This window comes from Aeromonas hydrophila subsp. hydrophila ATCC 7966, assembly GCF_000014805.1.
GTDB lineage: Bacteria > Pseudomonadota > Gammaproteobacteria > Enterobacterales > Aeromonadaceae > Aeromonas > Aeromonas hydrophila.
Genome location: NC_008570.1, coordinates 2334565 through 2357436 on the forward strand (window position 1 = coordinate 2334565; position 22872 = coordinate 2357436).

The 22872-nt window shown below is 62.5% G+C and carries 23 protein-coding genes; 4 read left to right on the forward strand and 19 right to left on the reverse strand.

Annotated elements, in window-relative coordinates; translation table 11 throughout:
- The 5 genes from mtgA to minC all read right to left on the reverse strand — a co-directional run bounded on the left by mtgA (nucleotide 1) and on the right by minC (nucleotide 3100).
- Complete coding sequence (gene mtgA / locus AHA_RS10785) at nucleotides 1-708, reverse strand: monofunctional biosynthetic peptidoglycan transglycosylase (RefSeq protein WP_011705989.1); 708 nt, start codon at nucleotides 706-708, stop codon at nucleotides 1-3.
- Between the two features lie 53 nt (nucleotides 709-761).
- A complete protein-coding gene (locus AHA_RS10790) occupies nucleotides 762-1088 on the reverse strand; it encodes an HI1450 family dsDNA-mimic protein (protein ID WP_016350836.1) in 327 nt (108 codons plus the stop codon).
- A gap of 189 nt (nucleotides 1089-1277) precedes the next feature.
- Complete coding sequence (gene minE / locus AHA_RS10795; protein WP_011705991.1) at nucleotides 1278-1544, reverse strand: cell division topological specificity factor MinE; 267 nt, start codon at nucleotides 1542-1544, stop codon at nucleotides 1278-1280.
- Between the two features lie 2 nt (nucleotides 1545-1546).
- The gene (gene minD, locus AHA_RS10800) at nucleotides 1547-2359 is read right to left on the reverse strand and encodes a septum site-determining protein MinD (RefSeq protein ID WP_011705992.1); all 813 of its coding nucleotides are present in this window, start codon (nucleotides 2357-2359) and stop codon (nucleotides 1547-1549) included.
- A gap of 18 nt (nucleotides 2360-2377) precedes the next feature.
- Nucleotides 2378-3100 (reverse strand): septum site-determining protein MinC, encoded by a 723-nt coding sequence (minC, locus tag AHA_RS10805; RefSeq protein WP_011705993.1) that lies wholly within the window; start codon nucleotides 3098-3100, stop codon nucleotides 2378-2380.
- Between the two features lie 107 nt (nucleotides 3101-3207).
- Between minC and AHA_RS10810 the strand changes: the two genes are divergently transcribed.
- Together AHA_RS10810 and AHA_RS10815 are read left to right on the forward strand one after the other, a co-directional pair.
- Entirely contained in the window at nucleotides 3208-3489 is a 282-nt protein-coding gene (locus tag AHA_RS10810) for a YcgL domain-containing protein (protein WP_011705994.1), read from the forward strand.
- The gene (locus tag AHA_RS10815) at nucleotides 3486-4445 is read left to right on the forward strand and encodes a lytic murein transglycosylase (RefSeq protein WP_011705995.1); all 960 of its coding nucleotides are present in this window, start codon (nucleotides 3486-3488) and stop codon (nucleotides 4443-4445) included. Before AHA_RS10810 ends, AHA_RS10815 begins: the two co-directional genes overlap by 4 nt.
- A gap of 218 nt (nucleotides 4446-4663) precedes the next feature.
- Here AHA_RS10815 and AHA_RS10820 read toward each other — a convergent pair whose 3' ends face one another.
- The 3 genes from AHA_RS10820 to ppnP form a co-directional block, all read right to left on the reverse strand.
- On the reverse strand, nucleotides 4664-6034 hold the full coding sequence (locus AHA_RS10820) for an L-serine ammonia-lyase (protein WP_011705996.1): 1371 nt from the start codon (nucleotides 6032-6034) through the stop codon (nucleotides 4664-4666).
- Nucleotides 6035-6311: 277 nt separating this feature from the next.
- Nucleotides 6312-7694 (reverse strand): L-serine ammonia-lyase, encoded by a 1383-nt coding sequence (locus AHA_RS10825; RefSeq protein WP_011705997.1) that lies wholly within the window; start codon nucleotides 7692-7694, stop codon nucleotides 6312-6314.
- A 203-nt stretch (nucleotides 7695-7897) separates the two neighbouring features.
- The gene (gene ppnP, locus AHA_RS10830; RefSeq protein WP_010633884.1) at nucleotides 7898-8182 is read right to left on the reverse strand and encodes a pyrimidine/purine nucleoside phosphorylase; all 285 of its coding nucleotides are present in this window, start codon (nucleotides 8180-8182) and stop codon (nucleotides 7898-7900) included.
- 269 nt (nucleotides 8183-8451) lie between these two features.
- Between ppnP and AHA_RS10835 the strand changes: the two genes are divergently transcribed.
- Entirely contained in the window at nucleotides 8452-9690 is a 1239-nt protein-coding gene (locus AHA_RS10835) for a dicarboxylate/amino acid:cation symporter (RefSeq protein WP_011705999.1), read from the forward strand.
- Nucleotides 9691-9750: 60 nt separating this feature from the next.
- Here the strand turns inward: AHA_RS10835 and AHA_RS10840 are convergent, their stop codons facing one another.
- On the reverse strand, nucleotides 9751-10146 hold the full coding sequence (locus tag AHA_RS10840) for a MerR family transcriptional regulator (RefSeq protein ID WP_016350830.1): 396 nt from the start codon (nucleotides 10144-10146) through the stop codon (nucleotides 9751-9753).
- Between the two features lie 121 nt (nucleotides 10147-10267).
- On the opposite strand from AHA_RS10840, the gene AHA_RS10845 reads away from it, so the two are divergent.
- A complete protein-coding gene (locus AHA_RS10845; RefSeq protein ID WP_011706001.1) occupies nucleotides 10268-11431 on the forward strand; it encodes a thiolase family protein in 1164 nt (387 codons plus the stop codon).
- Here the strand turns inward: AHA_RS10845 and AHA_RS10850 are convergent.
- The 10 genes from AHA_RS10850 to AHA_RS10895 all read right to left on the reverse strand — a co-directional run bounded on the left by AHA_RS10850 (nucleotide 11428) and on the right by AHA_RS10895 (nucleotide 22842).
- Nucleotides 11428-12651: an EAL and HDOD domain-containing protein gene (locus tag AHA_RS10850; protein ID WP_011706002.1), complete on the reverse strand. Its 1224-nt coding sequence runs from the start codon at nucleotides 12649-12651 to the stop codon at nucleotides 11428-11430. The genes AHA_RS10845 and AHA_RS10850 overlap by 4 nt on opposite strands.
- Before the next feature lie 129 nt (nucleotides 12652-12780).
- The gene (locus AHA_RS10855; protein WP_011706003.1) at nucleotides 12781-14037 is read right to left on the reverse strand and encodes an OmpP1/FadL family transporter; all 1257 of its coding nucleotides are present in this window, start codon (nucleotides 14035-14037) and stop codon (nucleotides 12781-12783) included.
- A gap of 253 nt (nucleotides 14038-14290) precedes the next feature.
- Complete coding sequence (locus AHA_RS10860; protein WP_011706004.1) at nucleotides 14291-15589, reverse strand: outer membrane protein transport protein; 1299 nt, start codon at nucleotides 15587-15589, stop codon at nucleotides 14291-14293.
- A 410-nt stretch (nucleotides 15590-15999) separates the two neighbouring features.
- Nucleotides 16000-16743: a DUF3379 domain-containing protein gene (locus AHA_RS10865; RefSeq protein WP_011706005.1), complete on the reverse strand. Its 744-nt coding sequence runs from the start codon at nucleotides 16741-16743 to the stop codon at nucleotides 16000-16002.
- Entirely contained in the window at nucleotides 16736-17326 is a 591-nt protein-coding gene (locus AHA_RS10870; RefSeq protein ID WP_011706006.1) for a sigma-70 family RNA polymerase sigma factor, read from the reverse strand. Before AHA_RS10870 ends, AHA_RS10865 begins: the two co-directional genes overlap by 8 nt.
- Nucleotides 17327-17359: 33 nt before the next feature.
- Complete coding sequence (locus AHA_RS10875; protein ID WP_011706007.1) at nucleotides 17360-18880, reverse strand: BatD family protein; 1521 nt, start codon at nucleotides 18878-18880, stop codon at nucleotides 17360-17362.
- Nucleotides 18877-20376, reverse strand: coding sequence for a tetratricopeptide repeat protein (locus AHA_RS10880; protein ID WP_011706008.1), 1500 nt, complete (start codon nucleotides 20374-20376; stop codon nucleotides 18877-18879). Before AHA_RS10880 ends, AHA_RS10875 begins: the two co-directional genes overlap by 4 nt.
- Complete coding sequence (locus AHA_RS10885) at nucleotides 20376-21389, reverse strand: VWA domain-containing protein (RefSeq protein WP_011706009.1); 1014 nt, start codon at nucleotides 21387-21389, stop codon at nucleotides 20376-20378. The genes AHA_RS10880 and AHA_RS10885 overlap by 1 nt, the downstream gene beginning before the upstream one ends.
- Nucleotides 21386-21967 (reverse strand): DUF4381 family protein, encoded by a 582-nt coding sequence (locus tag AHA_RS10890; RefSeq protein ID WP_115586413.1) that lies wholly within the window; start codon nucleotides 21965-21967, stop codon nucleotides 21386-21388. Before AHA_RS10890 ends, AHA_RS10885 begins: the two co-directional genes overlap by 4 nt.
- The gene (locus AHA_RS10895) at nucleotides 21952-22842 is read right to left on the reverse strand and encodes a DUF58 domain-containing protein (protein ID WP_164927640.1); all 891 of its coding nucleotides are present in this window, start codon (nucleotides 22840-22842) and stop codon (nucleotides 21952-21954) included. The genes AHA_RS10890 and AHA_RS10895 overlap by 16 nt, the downstream gene beginning before the upstream one ends.
- Nucleotides 22843-22872: the final 30 nt, after the last annotated feature.

Genomic DNA, 22872 nt, shown 5'->3' on the forward strand with positions numbered 1-22872 from the left:
TCAATCGGCCTGATGCACCTTGTTGAGGGTGATCTGACCCAGCTGGCCCATCTGACGGCGGATCCAGGCCGAGCGCTGCTGGACGTAGGGTGAAGGAGGCTTGACCCGATAGCGCCAGGGATTGGGCAGGGCGGCGGCCAGCAGGGAGGCTTCGTAACGGGTCAGGCGGGCGGCCGGTTTGCCGAAGTAGTGCCTGGCAGCGGCCTCGGCGCCGTAGATACCGGGCCCGAACTCCACGATATTCAGGTACATCTCGAGGATGCGGGACTTGTCCCAGCCCAGCTCCATCAGCAGGGTGAACCAGGCCTCGATCCCCTTGCGCAGGAAGCTGCGATCGCTCCACATGAAGAGGTTCTTGGCGGTCTGCTGGCTGAGGGTGCTGGCGCCGCGCACCCGCTCACTGTGCTGATTGTGCTTGAGCGCCGAGCTGATGGCATCCATGTCGAAGCCATTGTGTTCGGCAAAGCGTTGATCTTCGGCGGCAATCACCGCCAGTTGTAGCTCGCGGGAGATCTGCTCGAGCGGCACCCAGTCGTGCTTGACCTCGGCCACCTTGGCCGGTGGAAACAGCGCCCGCTCGAGGCGCCAGGTCCACATGGGCGGATCGATGAAGCGCAGCAAGGCCACCGAGACGATGGTGCTGAGCAGTGCCGCCAGCAGCAGTTTGCCGAGCCCGCTCAGCAGGCGTCTGGCCAGGGCGGGACGCACGGGGTCGGGCTCCGGCTCCCAGACGTAGTGGCTGGGATCATCGGGATCCGGAATTATTGGGGCAGCCATTCGATGTGGCAGAACTTCTCGTCAACACGGCGGGAGAGCAGCATGCGGGCGAACAGGTGCTCGTACTCTTCCTGCTCGTTGCCAAGCCCGATCCAGACTTCGGCATAGTCGGCGTCGCTGACTTCGAATCCCACGTCCGCTTCCCAGTCATCGGCCGGATCGGTTTCCGCCAGCAGGCCGCGATCGTTGAACTCCTGATTGAAGCGGGCAATCTCCTGCTCCGGCAGGTTGTCGGAGGCCAGCTCCATGAAGAGTTCCAGAGCGGTGTCGAGCAGTTCCTCGACGCTGTGCATTTCGTCGTTCAAAGACATAAGCGGTCTGTTCCAGCTGAAAATAAAAGAAAAACCCCGTCGGCAAGGCCAGGCGGTGGCGCGCGGTATTCTAGCTGGCCCCTGCGTGCTTGGCGAGCACGGCTGGCGGCGCCGTGGCAATAAAAAAACCGGATCCTGGCACAGGATCCGGTCTTCATTGGGGGAAGGGGTCACGCATAGGGCGTCAGCTCATCCCTTCTTGTCATCGGCGAAGGTGATGTTGAGCTCCAGCACGGACAACTCATCACTCTTCTTGTCCAGCTGGACCGTGATCTTGTCAGGGTCGATCTGCACATATTTACGGATCACGTCGAGGATATCCTGCTTGAGCTGGGGCAGGTAATCCGGCCCCCCTCTGGATGAACGCTCGTGAGCCACGATGATCTGCAACCGCTCTTTGGCCAGTTGTGCGGTGCTCTGTTTCTTGTTGGAACGAAAATAATCCAATAATGACATGCTTAACTCCCGAACAGTCGGCTAAAGAAGCCCTTCTTTTCTTCTTCCAGAAAACGAAAATCCTTGGTGTCGCCCAGCAGACGGGCAACGGCATCCTCATAGGCCTGACCGGCATCGGACTCCTTGTCCAGGATGACGGGTTCCCCCGAGTTGGAGGCACGCAGCACCGCCTGGGACTCCGGGATCACCCCGAGCAGTTTGATGGCCAGGATCTCCTGTACGTCCTGCACGCTCAGCATGTCGCCACGGTTGACGCGAGTCGGGCAGTAGCGGGTGAGCAGCAGGTGTTCCTTGATGGGGTCTTCGCCACGCTCGGCGCGGCGGGACTTGGAGGCCAGGATACCGAGGATGCGGTCCGAGTCGCGCACCGACGAGACTTCCGGGTTGGTGGTGACGATGGCCTCGTCGGCGAAGTAGAGCGCCATCAGGGCACCCGCTTCGATCCCAGCCGGGGAGTCGCAGACGATGTAGTCGAACTTCATCTCGGTCAGCTGATCCAGGATCTTCTCGACCCCTTCACGTGTGAGGGCGTCCTTGTCCCGGGTCTGGGAGGCGGGCAGGATGAACAGGTTTTCGCAGCGCTTGTCCTTGATGAGGGCCTGGTTGAGGTTGGCCTCGCCATTGATGACGTTGACGAAGTCATACACCACGCGCCGTTCACAGCCCATGATGAGGTCCAGATTTCTCAGACCAATGTCAAAATCGATGACCACGGTCTTGTGGCCACGCTGAGCTAAACCGGTACTCAGGGCCGCGCTGGTTGTGGTCTTGCCAACGCCACCTTTACCCGATGTAACGACTATGATTCGCGCCATTCTCGCTTCCTTGTAACTCTATTTGATACGGTCTATACGGAGTTGTTCGTTATCCAGCCGGACATGAACCGGCTGCTGGATGAGGCCGGCCGGCAATGCATCGCTCAGCTGGAATGTGCCTGCGATGGAGAGCAGCTCGGCCTGCAATTGCTGGCAATAGATCCGTGCCTGGGGGTTGCCCTTGGCACCGGCAATGGCCCTGCCGCGCAGAGTGCCATAAATATGAATACTGTCGTCGGCGATCACTTCGGCGCCCGGACTGACCGAGCCCAGCACCACCAGCGAGGTGCCGGCGGCGTAGAGCTGCTGGCCGGAGCGTACCGGGCCCACATGCACCTTGCTCGCTACCAGCGGAGCCGGCACGGCTTTCACCTCGACGATGGGGGCCGGGGTTGGAGCAGGCTCTGGCTGGGGTTGCGGCTCGGCCTTGCGGCTCTTGCCGGAGGCCATCACCGCCAGTCCGGCCGCCTTGGCGGCCGTCTTCATCGCCTCGCTCTGGGCCCCCGTGATCCCGACCAGCACGAAGTCTTCCGATTCCACCAGCTCCTTGAGCTGTTCGAAGTCGGGGATATCGGTGAGCCGTTCCACATTGATGACGAGGGGGGCACAATTAAAAAACTGGGGCGCCTGAGCCACTTTGGCCGCCAGCAACTGGCGGATCCGCTCAGGTTTGCCATCGCTGATATGCAACACAGAAATAGTGAAGGTGGTCCCTTTCAATTCGTTATCGCGCTCAACCATGAATCTTCCCCGAGACAGAGACGGTAATCCGTTATTGTTATTCAATTCCCGATGTTATAGTTTGCCATCCTCAGAGGCAATAAACCGGTTGGATTATATCAATTTCCATGTTGTGTGCAGTCTATAAAAGTCGCAAAAAAGCCGAGACCTATCTTTTTGTTGAAAGAAGAGAGGATTTTTCCCGCGTCCCCGAGGTGCTGATGAGTGCATTCGGCCGTCCCGAACTGGTATTGATGACCAAACTGGACCCAGCCAAGCCCTTGGGGATCGCCTCCACCAGCCGGGTGATGGAGGCGCTGCAGAGCCAGGGTTTCTATCTGCAGGTGCCACCGCCACCGGAAAACCTGCTGGAACAACACAAGGCCCAATTAAAGGCCGAACGGGAATGAAGGGTCGGCTGGCTCTGTTATTGATAAGCGGGATCATCAGTTACCCGCTGCAGGCCAGCCCCGATTTTGAACATTATGTGACGGGTCTCAAACAAGAGGCCCTGGCCGCCGGGATCTCGCCGGCGACGGTCGCCACCGCCTTCGCCGATATTCACCTGATCGAGGTCGCCATTCGGCACGATAAAAATCAGCCGGAATTTAAACAGACCCTCGCCACTTATATTCCTCGCGCCGTGCCGCAATGGAAAGTCAATCAAGCCAAACGGCTATATCGTCAGTATTTGCCGCTGCTCACAAAAATAGGGGCGGAATATGATGTGCAACCGCGTTTTATTGTCGCCCTGTGGGGCATTGAAACCAATTTCGGCAAATTGACCGGCAAATATCCGCTGGTGTCGTCGCTGGCGACCCTGGCCTGGGAGGGGCGCCGTGAAGCCTTCTTCAAGGGGCAGTTGTTTGACGCCCTGCGCATTCTGGAGCAGCAGAAAATGGCGCCAGCCGATCTCAAGGGATCTTGGGCCGGCGCCATGGGGCAGGTGCAGTTCATGCCCTCGTCCTATCTCAAATATGCGGTCGATCAGGACGGGGACGGCAAGCAGGATCTGTGGGGCAATCTGGCGGATGTGTTTGGTTCGGCAGCCAATTATCTGCATCAGAACGGCTGGCACGGGGATGAAACCTGGGGTCGCCTGGTGAGGGCTCCGGCAGGGCTGGATTCTGCGCTGGTCGGACTGGAGGAGATCCGGGCACTGTCGGCATGGCAGGCCCTCGGAGTGCGCAAAGCGGATGGGGCAGACTTGCCGCAGGCGTCGCTGCAGGCCTCGCTGGTGCAGCCCGATGGGGAGGGCGGGGCTGCCTATCTCGCCTATCCCAATTATCGGGTGCTGCGCGACTGGAATCGCTCCCACTATTTCGTGGTGGCGGTGGGCACCCTGGCCGATCGTATCGTGGAATAATCGATAATGGTGCCGCTGGATTTGCCATCGGGGGCAAGCCATCAGCGTGGGAATAGCGATCGGAATGGTGCCGCCGGATTTGCCATCGGGGCAAGCCGTCAGCGTGGGAATAACGATCGGATGCGGCGGACTTGCCGGGTGAGGCGGGGCGGAATATCCAAACGACAGGCAATAAAAACGGCGGGAATGCCCGCCATTTTTATTGTTGCCACGCCGACTTATTCGCAGGCGACTTGCATCACCTTGATGGCCAGGCCACCGCGGGAGGTTTCACGGTACTTGGAGTCCATGTCCTTGCCGGTGATGTACATGGTCTCGATGACCTTGTCCAGCGAGACGCGCGGCTTGGAGGTGCGACGCAGCGCCATGCGGGAGGCGTTGACCGCCTTCATGGCAGCGATGGCGTTGCGCTCGATGCAGGGCACCTGCACCTGACCGGCGACCGGGTCACAGGTCAGACCCAGGTTGTGTTCCATGCCGATCTCGGCGGCTTCACAGACGTGCTCCGGGCTGCCGCCCATCAACTCGGTCAGACCGGCGGCGGCCATGGAGCAGGAGACGCCCACTTCACCCTGACAGCCCACTTCGGCGCCGGAGATGGAGGCGTTCATCTTGTAGAGCATGCCGACGGCAGCCGCAGCCAGATAGAAGCGGGTGTAGTCGTCGCGGCCAACCGGCTGGATGAACTTGTCGTAGTAGGCCAGCACGGCCGGGATGATGCCGGCGGCACCGTTGGTCGGCGCGGTCACCACACGGCCACCGGCCGCATTCTCTTCACTCACCGCCAGGGCGAACATGTTGACCCAGTCCACGATGTTCATCGGATCGTTGGAGAGGTTCTCGTTGGTGGTCAGCTGACGATAGAGCGGCGCGGCGCGGCGCGGTACGCGCAGCGGGCCGGCGAGAACGCCTTCGGTGCGGCAGCCGCGCTCGATCCCTTCACGCATGGTGGTCCAGATCTTGCCGAGCTTCTTGTAGATCTCTTCCGGGGTATTGAAGCACTTCTCGTTCTCCATCATCAGGGCGGAGATGGAGAGGCCGGTCTGGCTGCAGTGGGCGATAAGCTCGGCCGCGCTCTTGAACGGGTAGCTGACGGACATGTCGCCGCTGTCGGCCTTGCCGAAGTTCTCTTCGTCAACGATGAAGCCACCGCCGATGGAGTAGTAGGTCTTGCTGTAGACGGCAGCATCTTCGATGAAGGCGGTCAGCTTCATGCCGTTTTCATGCAGCGGCAGGGCTTCGTCATGGAACACCATGGCATCGCGCGGGAAGCTGACAGTGTGGCAGTGCAGGCCGATGGGCAGACGACCGGTCTGCTCGACACGGGAGATGAACTCGGGGATGCCGTCGATGTCGACATTTTCCGGCAGGTTGCCCGCCAGACCCATGATGATAGCGGTATCGGTGTGGTGACCTTTGCCGGTCCAGGAGAGTGAGCCGTAGACATCGACCTGGATCCGGGTGATGTCACGGATCTTGCCGCCTGCACGCAGTTCATCCACGAACTGTTTGGCTGCTTTCATCGGGCCGACAGTGTGGGAAGAGGAGGGGCCAACACCGATTTTGAAGATATCAAAAACGCTGATCATGTAACAATTACCTCAGGATAGAAGGGGGCGCCATGCCCACTCGCAGAAACGGGGTGATCCATGGGACGAGGGCGTCGTCGCCGAGGTCAATGAACCAGATAACCACAGTGTAACGGCTCAAAGCCCAAAAAAAGTTGAAATAGATCTATTTTTGTTGAATCAGAGCGGGCGAGTATAAAATTTATTTTGATGCTTATCCATTTTGTTAAGCGTTTGCCCATAAAAATACCCGACAATGCCGGGTATTTAGGAACCAAATGGAGCAAGTTACCGATTTTTAACACTCGGTAATGTTAACCGCCAGGCCACCGCGGGCAGTTTCCTTGTATTTGGTCTTCATGTCGTTGCCGGTTTCCCACATGGTCTTGATCACCTTGTCCAGCGATACCTTGTGTTCGCCGGTACCGCGCAGGGCCAGGCGCGCGGCGTTGATCGCCTTGACCGCGCCCATGGCGTTGCGCTCGATGCAGGGCACTTGCACCTGGCCACCCACTGGATCGCAGGTGAGCCCCAGATTGTGTTCCATGCCGATCTCGGCGGCGTTTTCGACAATCGCCGGGCTGCCGCCCAGGATCTCGGTCAGCGCCCCCGCCGCCATGGAGCAGGCCACCCCCACTTCCCCCTGGCAGCCCACCTCGGCGCCGGAGAGCGATGCGTTCTTCTTGTAGAGGATGCCGATGGCGGCGGCGGCGAGGAAGTAGCTCAGCAGCAGCTCGTCATCCACCTTGCGCACGAAGCGATCGTAATAGTGCAGCACGGCGGGAATGATGCCGGCGGCGCCGTTGGTGGGGGCGGTCACCACCCGGCCGCCGGCGGCGTTCTCCTCGTTGACGGCCAGTGCAAACAGATCCACCCACTCCATCACCATCAGCGGATCCTTGTTGAAATTGGTCTCGCAGCTGAGCTGGCGATAGAGCGCCGGGGCCCGCCGTTTCACCTTGAGGCCGCCGGGCAGCACCCCCTCGCTGCGGCAACCGCGCTCGACGCAGCCCTGCATGGCCTGCCAGATCTTGCGCAGGCCGGCCTTGATCTCGGCTTCGGTGCGAAACACCTTCTCGTTGGCCAGCATCACGCCGGAGATGGAGAGGCCGCTCTCCTGGCAGTGGGCCAGCAACTGGGCGCCGCTTTCGAACGGGTAGGGAATGGGGTGGGCCGCATCGAAGCGGGCGGCCTCCTCCTTGGCGTTGGCGAAGTGGCTCTCCTCGATGATGAAACCGCCGCCGATGGAGTAGTAGGTCTGGCTAAACAGCAGCTGTTCCCCGGCGAAGGCGCGCAGGGTCATGCCGTTGGAGTGGGCGGGCAGGGTCTTGCGCCGGTTGAAGATGATGGCGCCGCTGCGGGCAAACTGGCTCGGCTGTTCACCCGCCAGCAGCAGCGACTGGCTGCGCTCTACCTCGGTCAAAAAGGCGGGGATGGCTTCGATGTCCACCGACTCGGGTTCGAAACCGGCCAGTCCCAGGATGATGGCCTTGCCGGTGCCATGGCCCTTGCCGGTCTGGCCGAGCGAGCCGTAGCACTCCACTTCTACCCGTTCGGTGCTGGGCAGCACTCCCTGCTGCTTGAGCGCGTTGACAAAGGCGTAGGAGGCGCGCATCGGCCCCACGGTATGAGAAGAAGAGGGACCGATCCCGATGGAAAACAGGTCGAAGACACTGATCATGACACCACTCCGATTATGGGTTTCGTCTAAATATTGTAAATTTTTTGTAGTCGATGGAAAGCGGGAAAACCGAGGGGTGTGATGGCGGCACGCAAATGAAAGCAAGGATGGTCAGCAAAGAGGAGGGCGGTCTGCGCCAAATAAAGAAGGAGCGGCCCGGGGGCTGCTCCTTTGTGCGTGTTCAGGCAAGGGTTGCCGGCGGTTTAATCGAGAAACTCGCACAGATAGGCGGTGGGGGTTTTCACTTCCAGCTTGAAGGAGGAGTGGCCGGCCACGTCGAAGGATTGACCCTGCTCATAGGTGTGCCATTCGTCTTCGTCGGCCAGCTGGATGGTCAGCGCACCCTTGACCACCGTCATCCGCTCGGGGGCGGCGGTATTGAACTGGTAGTGACCGGCTTCCATCACACCCACGGTGGCTTTGTCGCCTTTTTGCTCGAAACCGATGGATTTTACATTTCCATCAAAATACTCGTTAACTTTCAGCATGTTTTCATCCCTGTATGCACGTTTGCCCAGCCAAAGTAGCACAATCTTTTGCCAGTTGTCATGAATAAAGCGGGAAAAATCGCCGTGAGCCTTTTGAATCTTTACTTTGTTGCAAACTTATCAATAACTCCCGTTAACGATTTGACGATTTAAAACAGCGAATAAATATGAGATAAAGCGCGCGCTCAGGGGAATGGACAGCTGTTCATCCCCTGTTTGGTTGATTGCACTGGGAAAGTGCGAATATTTGCTACTTAAAGGAACATTCTGTGTTAACAAAAGGACTCATTAAGAACGTTGGCTTCCAGGTAGTGGTCGCCATGGTGCTGGGGGCACTGGTGGGGGCGTTCATGGGTGAACAAGCCACCGTGTTTGCACCGCTCGGTACTCTCTTCATCCAGCTGATCAAGATGCTGGTGATCCCGCTGGTGGCGGTGGCCATCCTGTCGGGGGCGGCCAACCTCGGCGCCAGCCCGGCGGCGGGCAAGATTGGCGTCACCACGCTGGCCTTCTTTCTCGGTACCTCGGCGCTGGCGGTACTGCTGGCACTGGTGATGGGGCAGATCTTCAAGCCCGGTGTCGGGGTCGAGTTCGGCTCCATGGCCTCCATGTTCTCCGGTGACTATGCCGACAAGGGCGCTCTGCCCGATGCGGTCGCCACCCTGCTCGGGATGATCCCGACCAACGTGTTCCAGTCGCTCAACGAAGCCAACATCCTGCAGATCCTGGTGTTCTGCATGTTCCTCGGCATCGCCCTGGCCAAGCAACCCCGCGAGCGGGCCAAGCCGCTGGTGGACGGACTCAACACCCTGGTGGATGCCTTCGTCTGGATGATCAACAAGGTGATGCTGATCGCGCCGCTCGGCGTGTTCGGCCTGATGGCCGATGCCATCGGCACCTACGGTTTCGACGTGCTGACCCTGGTGCTCAAGCTGTTCGTGGTCTATCTGGCCGCCATCCTGATCTTCGCCTTCGTGGTCTATCCGCTGCTGATCGTGCTCTTCTCCAACACGCCGGTACGCAAGTATCTGTCTGCCATGAAGAAGCCGCAGATCGTCGCCTTCTCCACCGCCTCTTCCATGGCGACCCTGCCGGTCAACATGGAGACCTGCGAGGAGGAGTTGAAGGTGACCAATGCCACGGCCTCCTTCGTGCTGCCGCTGGGTGCCACCATCAACATGAGCGGCAACGCCATCTATTACGGTCTGGTCGCCATCTTCTTCGCCCAGGTCTACCAGATCGACCTCTCCATGGGTGCTTGGGCCGCCATCATAGTGACCGCCACCCTGGGGGCCATCGGCCAGGCCGGCGTGCCGGGTCCGAGCTTCCTGGTGGTCGCCGTGCTGCTGGCCGCCGGGATCCCCATCGAGGGGCTGCCGCTGTTGTTCGCGCTGGATCGCCTGTTCGACATGATCCGTACCGCCCTCAACATCACCGGTGATGCGGCCTGCGCCGTCATCGTCGACCGCTACAGCCCGGATTACGATCCGGACCGCTGGAACAAATAATCCAGTTGCAATGAACAAGGGGCCCGCAGGCCCCTTTCTTTATGTTTGTTGCTGTGAGCGTCAGCCGAGCTGAGCGAGTGCCTGCTGGCAGCGCTGCTCGGCGGCGTCCAGCTCCAGCAGCACCATCTTGATGTCTTCCAGCTGCTGCTGCAGGGTCTCCCGCTTGTCGGCCACCAGCCCCAGCATGGTCTGCAGCTGGGTACGGCTGCTCTTGTCCGCATCGTAGAGATCGAACAGATCGCGGATATCCGCCAGGCTGAAGCCCAGTCGCTTGCCGCGCAGGGTCAGCTTGAGCCGCACTCTGTCCTGCCGACTGTAGATCCGGGTCTGTCCCTGACGGGCAGGATTCAAAAGTCCCTGATCTTCATAAAAACGAATACTTCGGGTCGTAACATCAAATTCACGGGCCAGTTCGCTGATGCTGTAGGTCCGCGTGTCATCCTTGGTTCGGTTCATGGCGCTATCTTGGCTGTCAATCCTGGCTGGCACCTTACCCAAACGTCAACTGCCCCGCAAGTCTTGTTCCCGCAGCGGCGGCAGCATATGTTATTTCAATGTAACAAGGAGAGTGCAATTGATGGATATCGTGATTGTTGCGGCCAAACGTACCCCCATGGGGGCCTTCCAGGGAACCCTGGCCAACCTGACGGCCCCCGAACTGGGCGCCTGTGCCATTGCTGCGGCCATGGCAGAGGTGGGGCTCAGGGGAGAGCAGATCGATGAAGCCTATCTGGGCAACGTGCTGAGTGCCGGGGTCGGCCAGGCACCCGCCCGCCAAGCGGTGCTGAAGGCGGGCCTGCCGGACAGCATTCCCTGCACCACGGTCAACAAGGTGTGCGGGTCCGGCATGAAGGCGGTGATGCTGGCGGCCGATGGGCTACGGCTCGGCGACACCAAGGTGGTGATCGCCGGCGGGATGGAGAGCATGAGCCGCGCCCCCTATCTGCTCGACAAGGCGCGCAGCGGTTTTCGGATGGGGCACCAGAGCGTGCTCGATCACATGTTCCTCGACGGGCTGCAGGATGCCTACGAAGGTCAGCTGATGGGGCATTATGCCCAGCTGAGCGCCGATCGCGCCGGGTTGACCCGTGCCGATATGGATGCTTTTGCCATCGCATCGCTGGAGCGGGCGCTGGCGGCCCAGCGCAGCGGGGCCTTTGCGGCGGAGCTGGCGCCAGTGATGGCCGTAGATACCCTGCTGCTGGCCGAGGATGAGCAGCCTGCCAAGGCCAGGCCCGAGAAGATCCCCCAGCTCAAGCCGGCCTTCAGCAAGACGGGCACCATCACGGCGGCCAATGCCAGCTCCATCTCGGACGGGGCGGCTGCGCTGATCCTGATGCGCTCCGACACTGCCGCGCAGCTGGGGCTGCCGGTGCTGGCGCGACTGGTGGGTTATCAGAGCCACGCGGCCCTGCCCGCCGAGTTTACCAGCGCGCCGATCGGGGCAATCAAGGGCCTGCTGGCCAAGGTGGGTTGGCGGGTGGAGGAGGTGGATTTGTTCGAGGTCAACGAGGCGTTTGCCATGGTCAGTCTGCTGGCGATGGCCGGTTGCCAGCTACCCCATGACAAGGTCAACGTGAATGGCGGCGCCTGCGCGCTCGGTCATCCGCTGGGGGCGAGTGGCGCCAGGATCTTGGTGACCCTGATCCATGCCTTGCGCGAACGCGGTCTCAAACGCGGGGTGGCCAGTCTGTGTATCGGGGGCGGGGAGGCGACGGCGGTCGCCATCGAGCTGGGTTAATCTGTCTCCGCCATCGCCAGGAGTTGCTGGTTGACCCAGGCGGTGGCGGTCAGATAGAGCTGACTGACCTTCTCTTCATTGAGCCCGAGCCGGGCCGTTCTGGCCGTGATCCGCTGCCAGTTCGCACTCTCGTAATCCTCGCAAAACGACAGATAGAACCCCAGGTTGCCCTTGCGTTCTAGCAGGGCGACCCGGATCTCCTCGATCAGCGGAATGGTGCCGAGCAGCTTGTCCATCGGCTGTTCCATCAACACATCGAGCAGGGAGAAGAGGCCGGTGATGAAGGCCTGCTGGGCTTCCTGGGTCGGTGCATGGGTGTGGGCCAGCAGCTCGCAGAAGCGGGCCCGGATCATCGACATCTGATAGAGCTCGGCACTCTTGCCGTGGCCGGCGCTGGTGGCGGCGACCAGGGTCACGAAGCGTTTGAGCTGGGTGTGGCCGAGATAGACGGCGGCCTGGCGAAAGGAGGAGATGGGGTTGGCGTGGCTCTTGAGGTGGTTGACGTAACGCAGCAGTTTGAGGGACAGGGAGATATCCTGACTCAGCAGTTGCTCGATGCGGTTGAGGTCGGGCTCGGGCTGGTTGACCACGTTGAGCAGTTGCATCACCACCACCTGGGCCGGCTCCATGGTCGCCTGTTTGACCATCTCGGGCCGGCTGAAGAAGAAGCCCTGGAACAGGTCGATGCCAAGGCGCTTGACCCGTTCAAACTCCGCCTTGTCCTCCACCTTCTCCGCCAGATAGGTGAGCTTGAGCTGCTGATGCTGCTGGATGAACACCTTGATCTGCAGCAGCGACGTGGCGCGCAGATCGAACTTGATGATGTGGATGTAGGGGAGGAAGCGCTCCCAGTCAGGCGACAGGGTGAAGTCGTCGAGGGCGAGCTGATAGCCCAGCCCGTGCAACTGCTTCACCTTGGCCAGCAGGGCATCGTCGGGATCGGCATCTTCCAGGATCTCGATCACCACCTTCTCCGGCGGCAGGCACTCGGCCAGCCCTTCCAGCAGTAGCGAGTGAGGGAAGTTGATGAAGCAGGGGCGACCGCCAAGCAGCTGATCGATGTTCTGTTGCAGGAACTGTTCGACAACCAGTCTGGCGGTGGCTTGCTGGGAGGAGATGGGGGGGAACACGTTATCCAGACTGTCGCGAAACAGCAGCTCATAGGCGTGGGTGTTCAACTCCCGATCCAGGATGGGCTGCCTTGCTACGTATGAATACATGCATCTCTCCAGCGTGTGTACTGGATTGATTTTATTGTGAAGCCGCGCACTATGCCAGCGCTTGGAGGCCAGAAACGGTCAATAACTGGCATAGTGCTTGAGTGAGCGGGCAGGGGATGCCCGCCCGCGTCAGAACAGGTAATTGAGCTGCAGACCGGCTAGCCAGGCGTCCCCTTCCGAGGTGCCCTGGAAGGTGGATGTGGTCTGCGGGATGCCGGGTTTGAGCTGCATGGTCTCGCTCACTTCCACCTTCTTGCCATCGATCAGCGTCACCCCCAGATCCAGCGAGAGGTTGCGATCGATCTGATAACCCACCCCGGCGCTGTACCAGACCCGATCCGAGTCGGGGATGGAGATGGTGCGGCGATCCGCCGGGACCGGGCTGCGATCATAAGCAAGGCCGGAGCGCAGTTGCCATTGCGGGGCCAGCTGGTAGGTCAGGCCCAGCGCGTAGCGCCAGCTGTCTTCCCAGTGCTCGTCCTTGATGTGCATGACGCCGTGGTGATCGAGCTCGGATTCCAGCTGCACGAACTTGCTCCAGTTGGTCCAGTTGATGCTCGAATGCAGCGCCAGTGCCGGCGTCAGCTGATGGAACAGGGCCAGCTCGGCGGTGGCGGGCAGCGGCAGATCCAGGCTGCCGGTATCGGTGAAGGGCTGCCCGTTCTGGTCGATGCCGATGGCGTCGCCAGAGAGCTTCAGGGTAACGTCATGGCGGTAGGAGAGGCCGATGCGGGTCGCTTCCGAGAGCTCCAGCAGGGTGCCCAGGTTCCAGCCCATGGCCCAGCCATCCCCTTTCAGGTGCTTGGCGATCTGGTTGTTGGACGGGAAGGTGCCGCCCACTTCCCCTTCGCCCTGAATGGCGGAGAGGCCGGCGCCGACGGACCAGACGCGGTTGACGCGATAGGCCAGCGACGCACCCAGATCCACGGTTTTGATGTCGGAGACATTGCCGAAGTGACCGGCATTGTAGTTGTCCGGCATCTTGACGCCGAGCCCGTAATAGGAGGTGGCAGCCAGCCCCAGGCGCCACTGGTCGTTGAGCGGCACTATGAGGTAGGCGTTGGGTACCCAGGCATCATCGGCGATGTCGTGGGCCGCCGCATCCAGGCTGACCGGCCCCTTGGGGGTCGGCACCCGGGTGGTGCCCTCGATGTTGACGTCGGGGCGCACATAGATGAAGCCACCGGAGAAGGCCATGGTATCGAAACGGGTCATGGCGGCGGCGTTGCGGGAGAGCACGCTGGCATTGTCGGCGATGGCGGCTTCGCCGGCGAAGGCGCGGCCCATGCCGGTGGCGGATTGCTCGGCCAGCTGAAAACCTGCCGCCTGGGCCTGGCTCGACAGCACCAGCAGGGTGATGAGAGACGGCTTCATGATGGAGTGCATTGCATTGTCCTTGAAAGTGAACCTGAAGTTCGAACGTTCTTATGGTTGGAGGCAGGATTTTATATGGTATGACCAGTAAGGCAACGGGCGTGGGGGCGAGGGGATGAAAACGAGATTAAATGCTGGGGGATGTGCTGCTAATAGCTTGATAAAAAAAGAAAAGCGTACAGTTGTTTACTACAGGTGTACGCTGAAACATGAATTCGGGATAAAAAAAGAGCGCCCGTAGGCGCTCTGGTCAATTCGCTGATTATCAGAACTTCATGTTGAACTGAGCGGAAGCGAGGAAGGCGTTGCCGTGGGAGGTGCCTTTCCAGCGCAGGGCTTCGTTGCTTTCGACCAGCTTCTCGTTGACGTCCACTTTCTTGCCGTCCAGATAGGCCATGCCGAAGTCGACACTCATGTCTTTGTCGATGTGGTAGGTGGCACCAGCGCTATACCATACGCGGTCGGAATCCGGGATGCTCAGGCTGCGGTATTCCGGTTCGATCGGGGTGTTGTCGTAGGCAAAGCCGATACGAGCTTCCCAGGACGGGTTGACGTACCAGGTACCGCCCAGAGAGTAACGGGTGGAGTCCTTGAACTTCTCCGGCTTGTAGAGGCAGACGCCGGCACCGTCGGTGCTGTTGCACTGACCGCTGGTGGCTTTGAGCTCCTGGAAGGCGCTCCAGTCGGTCCAGTTGACGGAGTAGTGCACGGCAAACTGCTGGTTCAGACGGTGGTAACCGGCGAACTCGGCCTGGGCCGGCAGATCCAGCGGCAGTTCACCACCGACGGTCTTGAAGCCGGAAGAGGTGCCCTGATAGTCACCCTTGAACTTCAGGTCTACCTGGGAGCGATAGGTCAGCGCGAAGCGGTTGTTCTCGTTCACTTCATACATGGTGCCCACGTTCCAGCCGTAACCCCAGTCGTCACCCTTCAGGTGGCTGACGATGGTGTCCTTGCCGATACCCGGTACGCTGCTCAGCGGCGGCACGGCGGCCAGTACACCGGCGCGGCGGTTCAGTTCAGCCTTGGCATAGACCAGGTTCAGACCGGCGCCGACGCTGAAGTGCTGGTTGACGCGGTAGGCGATGTTCGGGTTGATGTTGAAGGTGAGCAGTTCGGTGTTGCCGGCAATGGAGCCACCGTTGAAGTTCTCGGTGTACTCGGTGGCCAGACCGTAGTTGGAGAACAGGCCGATACCCCAGGCCCACTGGTCGTTCAGCGGCTGGATGAAGTAGGTGGCAGGCACGAAGGCGCTCGGCGCGATGCCGCTTTCGCTGGCACCGGCCATCTTGGCGGAGCCTGCATAGATGTCACCATTTACATCCACGTCCGGCTTGATATAGGTACCGGAAACAGAGAACGCCATCTTGTCAAACTGGGTCATGGCTGCCGGGTTGCGGGACAACACGGAGGCGTTGTCCGCCACGGCGGCTTCCCCTGCATACGCACGACCCAGGCCGGAGGCTGAGTGTTCGTTCAATTGGAACGCGGCGGCGAAGGTTTGGGTACTGGCCAGGGTGACGGCGGCAGCGATCAGGCTCTTTTTGAAAAAGGCAGTTGTCATAGTGTTCTCTCTTGTAGGCAGATTTTCCGTCGGCATCAGGGCTATTTTGCCTCTGTATGTGACAAGATCTGTTGTTATTTCAGCTTCTTCCCATTCAATTCTGGCGTGATTCTATGGATCTGGTAGGAGGTAAGAAATCAGACCAGTGACAGCAGAATACATAAAAGTTTCCAGAGTGTTAATCATTTGTTTGAATTTGCCGCTTAAATAGTCTCTTTTACCATTAATTGGATAAAAAACACTCACATACAGCGATCTGCATCACAAAAATATTTTTGGGTATTTGCGGGGAATGAGTGGCGAATAGGGGAGAATCGTGACGGGAAAGGAGATAAACGGGCAGCCAACCTGATTGGTCTGCCCGTTGGCTTGATCCGCTACGAGGCGAGTCAAGATTGGGTTAATGCCTGTTAAATCGACCAGTGCAACCGGGATTCCAGCTGCTCTGCCACCGGCGCCAGCGGCTCTTCCATCTCACCGATCAGCACCATGTTGGCCCCCTTGAGTTGCAGGATCTCGCCCTTGAGCTGCCCATCTTCAAAGGTGGGCTGCAGGGTGAGTGGTACGTGCTTGGGCACCAGGAACAGGGTGACCGGGCCCATCTTGCCCTGCAATACCATGTGCAGCGCCGGCCCCTGATAGAAGGAGCAGTGGTTGACATAGGTGATCTTCAGCCCCTGCATGCCCATCAGGGTGGCGCCATATTTCTCCATCTTGGCGTTGATGGTGCGCAGGCTCACCTGCTCGTCCACATCCTTGATGAAGGGCTCCTCGCCATAGACATGGGCCATGGCGACCTGGGCCAGCGAGAGCTCGTCGGGAGCGGCCAGCGGCCAGCTCAGCCAGCGGGTGCTCATGCCGAGCAGGAAGGCGACCGAGGCAGCCATCGCCAGCGCACGCCAGTTGCTGCGCGGTCGCACCGGCAGGGGAACCACCTGCGGCTGATCGGCTTCCAGCGCCTGTCTGAGCAGGATGCGCTCGGCCAGCCCGGCCGGCACCTCGACCTCCATCGCTCGCTGCAGGCTGCGATCGAGCTGCTTCATCTCGTCCAGATGCTTGCGATTGGCGGGGGAGCGCTGGGCCTGCTCGAGAAACGCGGGATCCTGCTCATGTGGATGGGCTATGGCCCGACGGCGAAATTCCAGCTCATCCATTGGTGTGTCCTCTCTGTTGGGTCGTTGACTCCATGGCCTCTTTTATCTGGTTGCGGGCCCGAAACAGGCGAGTCATGACGGTGTTCTTGTTGAGCCCCAGCTGCGCCGCGATCTCGTCGCCGCTAAAGCCCCCCAGCACCTGCAGCAGCAGGGGTTCCTGATATTCGGCCGGCAGGCGGGAGATGTGGCGTCTGAGCCACTCGTTCTCCATCTCCTGCTCGCTGTGCAGTGCCTCCTGATCGCTCTGGGGATGCTCGTCGAGATCGACGAGGTCAAACTGCTTGCGCTCGAAGCGGCGTGCATTTTCCCGCCGCAGTATGGTGATGAGCCAGGCCTTGGCGGCCTTGTCGTCGAGCAGGGAGTCGATGCTCTTCCAGGCGCGCAGAAAGGTCTCCTGCACCAGATCTTCCGCCACTTGCGGATCCCGGCACAGCCAGTAGGCGTAACGGTAGATGTCCCCGTGCAGGGCATGTACCAAGGCTTCGTATTTGGTTTGTTTGTCTGCCATGCCTCCATAGACCGGGGAGGTCGTGGGATCCTTTCCGACCGTGGCACCTTTTTTTCTGAAAAAACCTAAAGCCATCGCTGGGCTTCCTTATTTGAATGAAGGCCAGGATCAACCGATCCTGGCCATTTGCCTGAGGCCATAGGCTATCGCAAAAGTTTCGTGGCCGCATAGGGCGCTGGCAAAGTCCGCCCAGGTTTGCGGGTGTCTCCCAGCAGGGGATACGGTAGCGAAGCAGGCGCGCTCCAGGGCGGCAAAGTGGGGCACCAGGGCGGGATCGCGGCGACAGGGCAAGGCATCGAGGCGGGGATGGGGCAGTGACCAGCGCAGGCGGGCCCACGCCAGCAAGCGGGCCCGGGCCTGCTCGGCATCGGCCCGACACAGTGCCTGTTGCAGGCGATAGAAGGCGTGCCAGCGCGGCCCGTGGCGCCAGCAGGCCCGCAGCAGCAGAGCCCAGATGACCCACCGCAGGCTCTCGTCATTAGGCCCATCCTGCGCCGGCGGCGCCTGCGTGCTTGCGGCGATGTGCAGGGGCGTGGCGGGCAGCCGAGCGTATTCGATGCGCCCGCGCTGGGTGTTGAACCAGGCCAGCTCGATGGCGGGCAGCAGGTAGTCACCGGGTTCGTCCACGGTCAAAGCCTGGCGCCACTCGCGCTCGAAGCGCAGCGTCCCCTTGGCGAGGTAGCGCTCCTGCTGCTGCTCCCCATCCGGCCTGGCCCGGATGCCGGCGGGCAGGCCGGATGAGCCGAGCAAGCGTGCCAGATTGAGGCGATTGCCATCCCCCCCCTCCAGGCTGAGGGTCAGGGTGCGGATCACCGGCTCACCCGCTCTGGCCGCCGTCGGCGGATCCAGCCGCTGGCTCAGGGTGAGCTGGCTCGCCACCGGTTGCAGCGGGGGCTCGTCGATCTGCACGAACAGGGTGGCCGCCCGGGCCGAGAGCGGATCACTGCCGCCGTCATCTTGCGCCAAACGCCCCTGAAAGCGGGGGGACTCCAGCGGATGGCGCCCCGCTTCTTTGGCCTGCAGCAGCCAGCTGCGGGTCAGGCGGCCGGGCAGGCCGGGGCTTGCCGGTGGTTGCCACTGATCGTTGCCGAGGCGGCGAATGGTGAAGGCATCGCTGGCCGGCTCGGTGAGGTTGGGGGCCTCCATGTTGGCCGGTAGCCAAAGGCTGAGCTGATAGACAAACGGCTGGCCGGGGTAGAGCGGCCCCTGTTGCAGCACCCGGGCCTGCAGTTCGATGGGGGAGATGGTAGGGGCTGGCGCCAGGTTGCCGGCTTCGCTGCGCGGTGGAAAGGGGATGGACGGAGCCTGCTCCGCCCCCAGTGACAGGGCCGGCACCTGCTGCGGGCTGGTATCCAGCAGGTGCAGGGGGATCTGCCAGCGGGTCAGGCTCTGCTGCGGGGTTCTGACCCGGCTCATGGTCACCTTGCCCACCGCGAACTGACGCAGCAGGGGGGTGATGGCGAGCTCACTGCTCTGGCGCTCGCCGTCCGCTTCGATGATCAGCAACCAGTCGCGGCGATCGGCCCCCGGCAGCAGCTCGGCCCGGGGTGGGGCGGCAAAAACCTGCGCCGTCATCAGCCAGAGCAGCAACAGGCACAGGGCATGGCAAGGGGCGAAGAGGCGGCTCACCAGGGATCCTCTCCTTTCAGAGTGCCAGGGGCGAGGCCACGGTCGGCCTCCTGCTCGCGCCTGCGCTGATCTTCCTTGCGCAGCCGCTGCTCCAGCAGCAGGACGGGAGGTGACGGAGGCAGGGGAGCATCCGGGGGGGCGGCCTGCTCGGGGGCATCGATGGGCTTGGGGTCCTGCGCCTGTGGGCTTGCCTCGGGCGGCAGGGCGCGCAGCAAGGTCAGGTTGTAGCGCGCATCCTGATGGCTGGGTTCCAGCGCCAGCGCCGCCAGATAGGCCTGCTCGGCGGCCGCCAGCTGACCGAGCTGCACCAGGGCATTGCCCCGGTTGTAGTGGGCAGTGGCCGTGCTGGCCAGGCCATAGGCGGCGGCCGCCTTGGCGTAGTCGCCAGCCCGATACCAGGCATTGCCCTGCCAGACGGGATCCGCAAAGGTGCGGGCGGCCTCCTGATAGCGCTTTTGCAAGAAGGCCTGCCAGGCCTGATTGTCATGGGCAGCAGGCGGGATGGCCGTTGGCGCCGGGCTGGCCTGCAGAGAGGGTGGCGTCAGCAAGAGCGTCCCCACCAGCACCAGCCAGAGGGTGCCGATACGGGCCAGCAGGGCCAGCGGCAGCAGGGGCAGCAGCAGCCAGGGGCCGAGATCCATGGCCTGGTGGGCACCTGTGGTCTGGCTCATGGGCAGGGGGGCAAAGCGTGGCGCCCCCTGTTGCAGCCACTGCAGTTGACCGCCGAGATCGCCGGCCAACTGTTGCAGGGTAACCACGTCGGGTGCCGGCAGGGCACGGCCGAAGCCACCGCCTATGGTGGCGGGCAGGCGACTGGCCTGGCCGCTGTTGACCAGCAAGACGTCGAGGCGCGCTTGTACCTGGGCGTGGCAAAAGAGGCTGCCCTGGCAGGGCCACACCGCCTTGATCCGCTCGGCCTGACGGGCGGTCAGGTCATCGGTGATCAGCAGCAGGCGGGCCTGCTGGCCGGCGGGGATCTGCTTGAGTGCCAGCGCCACCGCACGCTCGGGCGCGCTGCCTTGCCTTGGCATGATGGCCGGGCGCAGGTCGGGCAGCAGCAGGGCGAGGGCCTGGTGATCCCGGGTCGGCGGCATGGCGAGGTAGGCATCCCCGGCAAACAGGATGAGGGCGATGGGATGGGCCGCTTCCTGCTGTGCTCGGTCAGCCAATAGATCCTGCAGCAGTACCCGCACCCGGGTGGCCCGGTCTGGCAGCAGATCGGTGGCCAGCATGGAGCGGGAGAGATCCAGCAGCCAGATGTCGAGGGCCGGGCTGGGAACGCTCTGGCTCTGCTGGCGCAGGGCCGGGCCGCTCAAGGCCAGGATCAGCGGCAGGCAGGCCAGCCAGAGCCAGGGAAAGTGGCGCCGCTGCCCCGGCAGCAGATAGGCCTGCATGGCGGGGGTCAGCAGCGGGGCCTGGCGACGACGGCGCCATCCCTGCCACAGCCAGGGCAGCAGGGCCAGCAACCAGAGCGGGCGCAGCAGAGTGAGTTCCATCATGGGGCGCCTCGGGACGGACTGTCAGGCAGAGTGGCTTTGCGGGTCAGCCGCGCCGGCCAGTGCAATCGGGCGGGCCAGCTCAGCAGCAGCCAGGCCAGCGCCAGTGGCCAGGGGTAGAGCTCCTGGTTGGGGCGATAGCGGGTCTGCGCGGTGGCGACGGGCTCCAGGGTATCCAGCGCCTGATTGATGGCCTCGAGATCCCCCTGGGTGCGCGCCCGGAAGTAACGGCCATGGCCCACCTCGGCCAGTTGCTGCAAGAGGGCTTCGTCCAGCTCGGCACTGGGGTCGCTCTGGGCCGGGGTCTGCGCTGGGGTCATCGCCTCGGCAAAGGTATCCGGATCGGCGCCCACCCCCAGGGTATAGAGGCGAATGCCTGCGGCGGCGGCCTGCTTGGCCTCGCGCAGGGGATCGGCGCTGCCGGCGGTATTGCGCCCGTCGGTGACCAGCAACAGGGCGGTGGAGCGTTCGGGGGCCTTGTGCTGGCGCGCAAGCAGGATGGCCTCGCCGAGGGCGGTGGTGCGTCCCACCAGCTCGAAATCGAGCTCGCGGGTCAGACCGAGCAGGGCGTTGGTCTCCTGGGTCAGGGGCGAGAGCAGGTAGGCGTGATCGGCGAACACGATGAGGGCGATACGATCGCCGGGGCGGGCGGCGATGAGCCTGTCTATCTGCTGGCGCACCGCGCTGAGCCGGTCTTTTTGCTCCCCTTCATCCAGCATGTCCTGGGTGCGCATGCTGTCGGAAAGATCCACCGCCAGGATGAGATCCCGGCTGCTCTGATAGCTTACCTGAGGCGACTCCTGCCACTGGGGGCGGCAGAGCGCCAGCACCAGGGCGCACCAGCACAGCGCCATCCGCCACAGGGGCTGGCCGGCATGGGGGCGCAGCAGGGGAAAGCCGGCATGGGTCAATACGCCAGGATCATGTGCGCTGCGGGGGCGGGGGGGCAGACCAAAGCGCACCAGCAGCGGCAGCACCAGCGCCAGGGCAAACCAGGGCCAGGCGAGGATCATGGCTCTCTCCCGACGTGCGCGTCGCTGGTGCAGGTTCGCCCCCGCCGCCAGCGAGTGCGCAGGTCCAGCAACCAGGCTGGCGGGCAGATGCAGCTACGTCCCCAGGCGAGGTAGGCCCGGCGCAGCGCCTGACGCTGCTGCGCATCCGGGCTTTGACCGCCGTAGAGCCAGGCAGACCAGTGCGGGGCCAGCTCGCGAAAGCGGCTGCCCCCCAGAGCATCGAGCCCCAGAGAATCAAGAAAGACGAGCCAGGGCGCGTCCTGCAATGCGGCCGCCTCGGGCCAGCGGGGCAGCACGGCCTCGCGCAACACGGCTTGCAGCTGGGGCACCAGGTCGGGGGACTGCCAGTCGAGCTGTCGCCGCCAGCGGTGATAACGCAGCAGGCTCTGCACGCCGAGGATGATCATGGCGCCGACCAGCAGCGCGATCAGCAGCCACCACCAGCCCAGCAGGCGGGGATCAGAGGCCAGCTGCAGCGGCGGGCCGGGGTGAATGTCGCGCAGCTGGGCCGCCAGCGGGGAAGTGTGGACGCTGCTGCCCGGCACGGCGCTGGCGAGCCAGTTCAGAATTGACGGCATGCCCCCTCCTGCCACTGGCGTTGCAGCGGCTGGCCGTTGTCGAGCCGGTAGAGGCGCTGCACCAGCGGCAGCAGTTGCTGATGGCTCTGGCGGGCCAGCTGTTCGGCAGCCTCTTGATAGCGCCAGGCGAACCCCGGTTCGCCAGCCTCGAGCCAGCCACTCTGCTGGCCGGCGCGCACTGCCAGGCGGCCCTGGGCCGGCAGGGCTGCCTCCAGTGGATCCCGAATTTGCCAGCAATGCAGGTCGTGGCGCCGGCCGAGCAGTTGCAACTGGCGGCAGAGCGCCTCGTCGAGAGGGCTGTGATCGGTGATCAGAGTCAGTCTGGCACCGTGGGGCAGGTTGAGCCGGGCCAGGGTATGGGCCAGGGCGTGGGGGGGCGGCGTGCGCGCCAACCCCAGCCGGTAGTGGTGGCAGAGGGCCTCCAGCAAGGGCACCAGGGGGCCGCGCTGGTGTTGCAGATGCGGCTCCACACCGTGGCAGATCAGAGTATTGGCCTGCTTTTCACCTTGCCAGAGCAGGGCGGCAGCCAGCTCGCAGCCCAGGCGTGCCTTGAGCTGGTGGCAAGAGCCGAAGTACATGGCCGGGGAGAGATCGAGCAGCAGCCAGTGGGCCTGATCCTGCTCCTCGCTGTAGAGCCGGGTATAGGGGCGACCGAGGCGGGCGGTCACCCGCCAGTCGATGTGGCGCACCTCGTCGCCGGCCTGATAGGCGCGCAGCTCGCGAAAGGTGAGCCCCGGCGTGCGGCCAAGCCGGCCCTGCGCCACCGGTTGAATGCGCGAGCGCGGCCCCTGCCGGGCCCACAGCCTGATCGCCAGCAGTCTGGCAAGCGGCAGGGCGATATCGGGATGGGCGAGGGGATCGGCGGCGCTCGTCATGGCAGCAGGGCCCGCACAGAGGAAACGAGC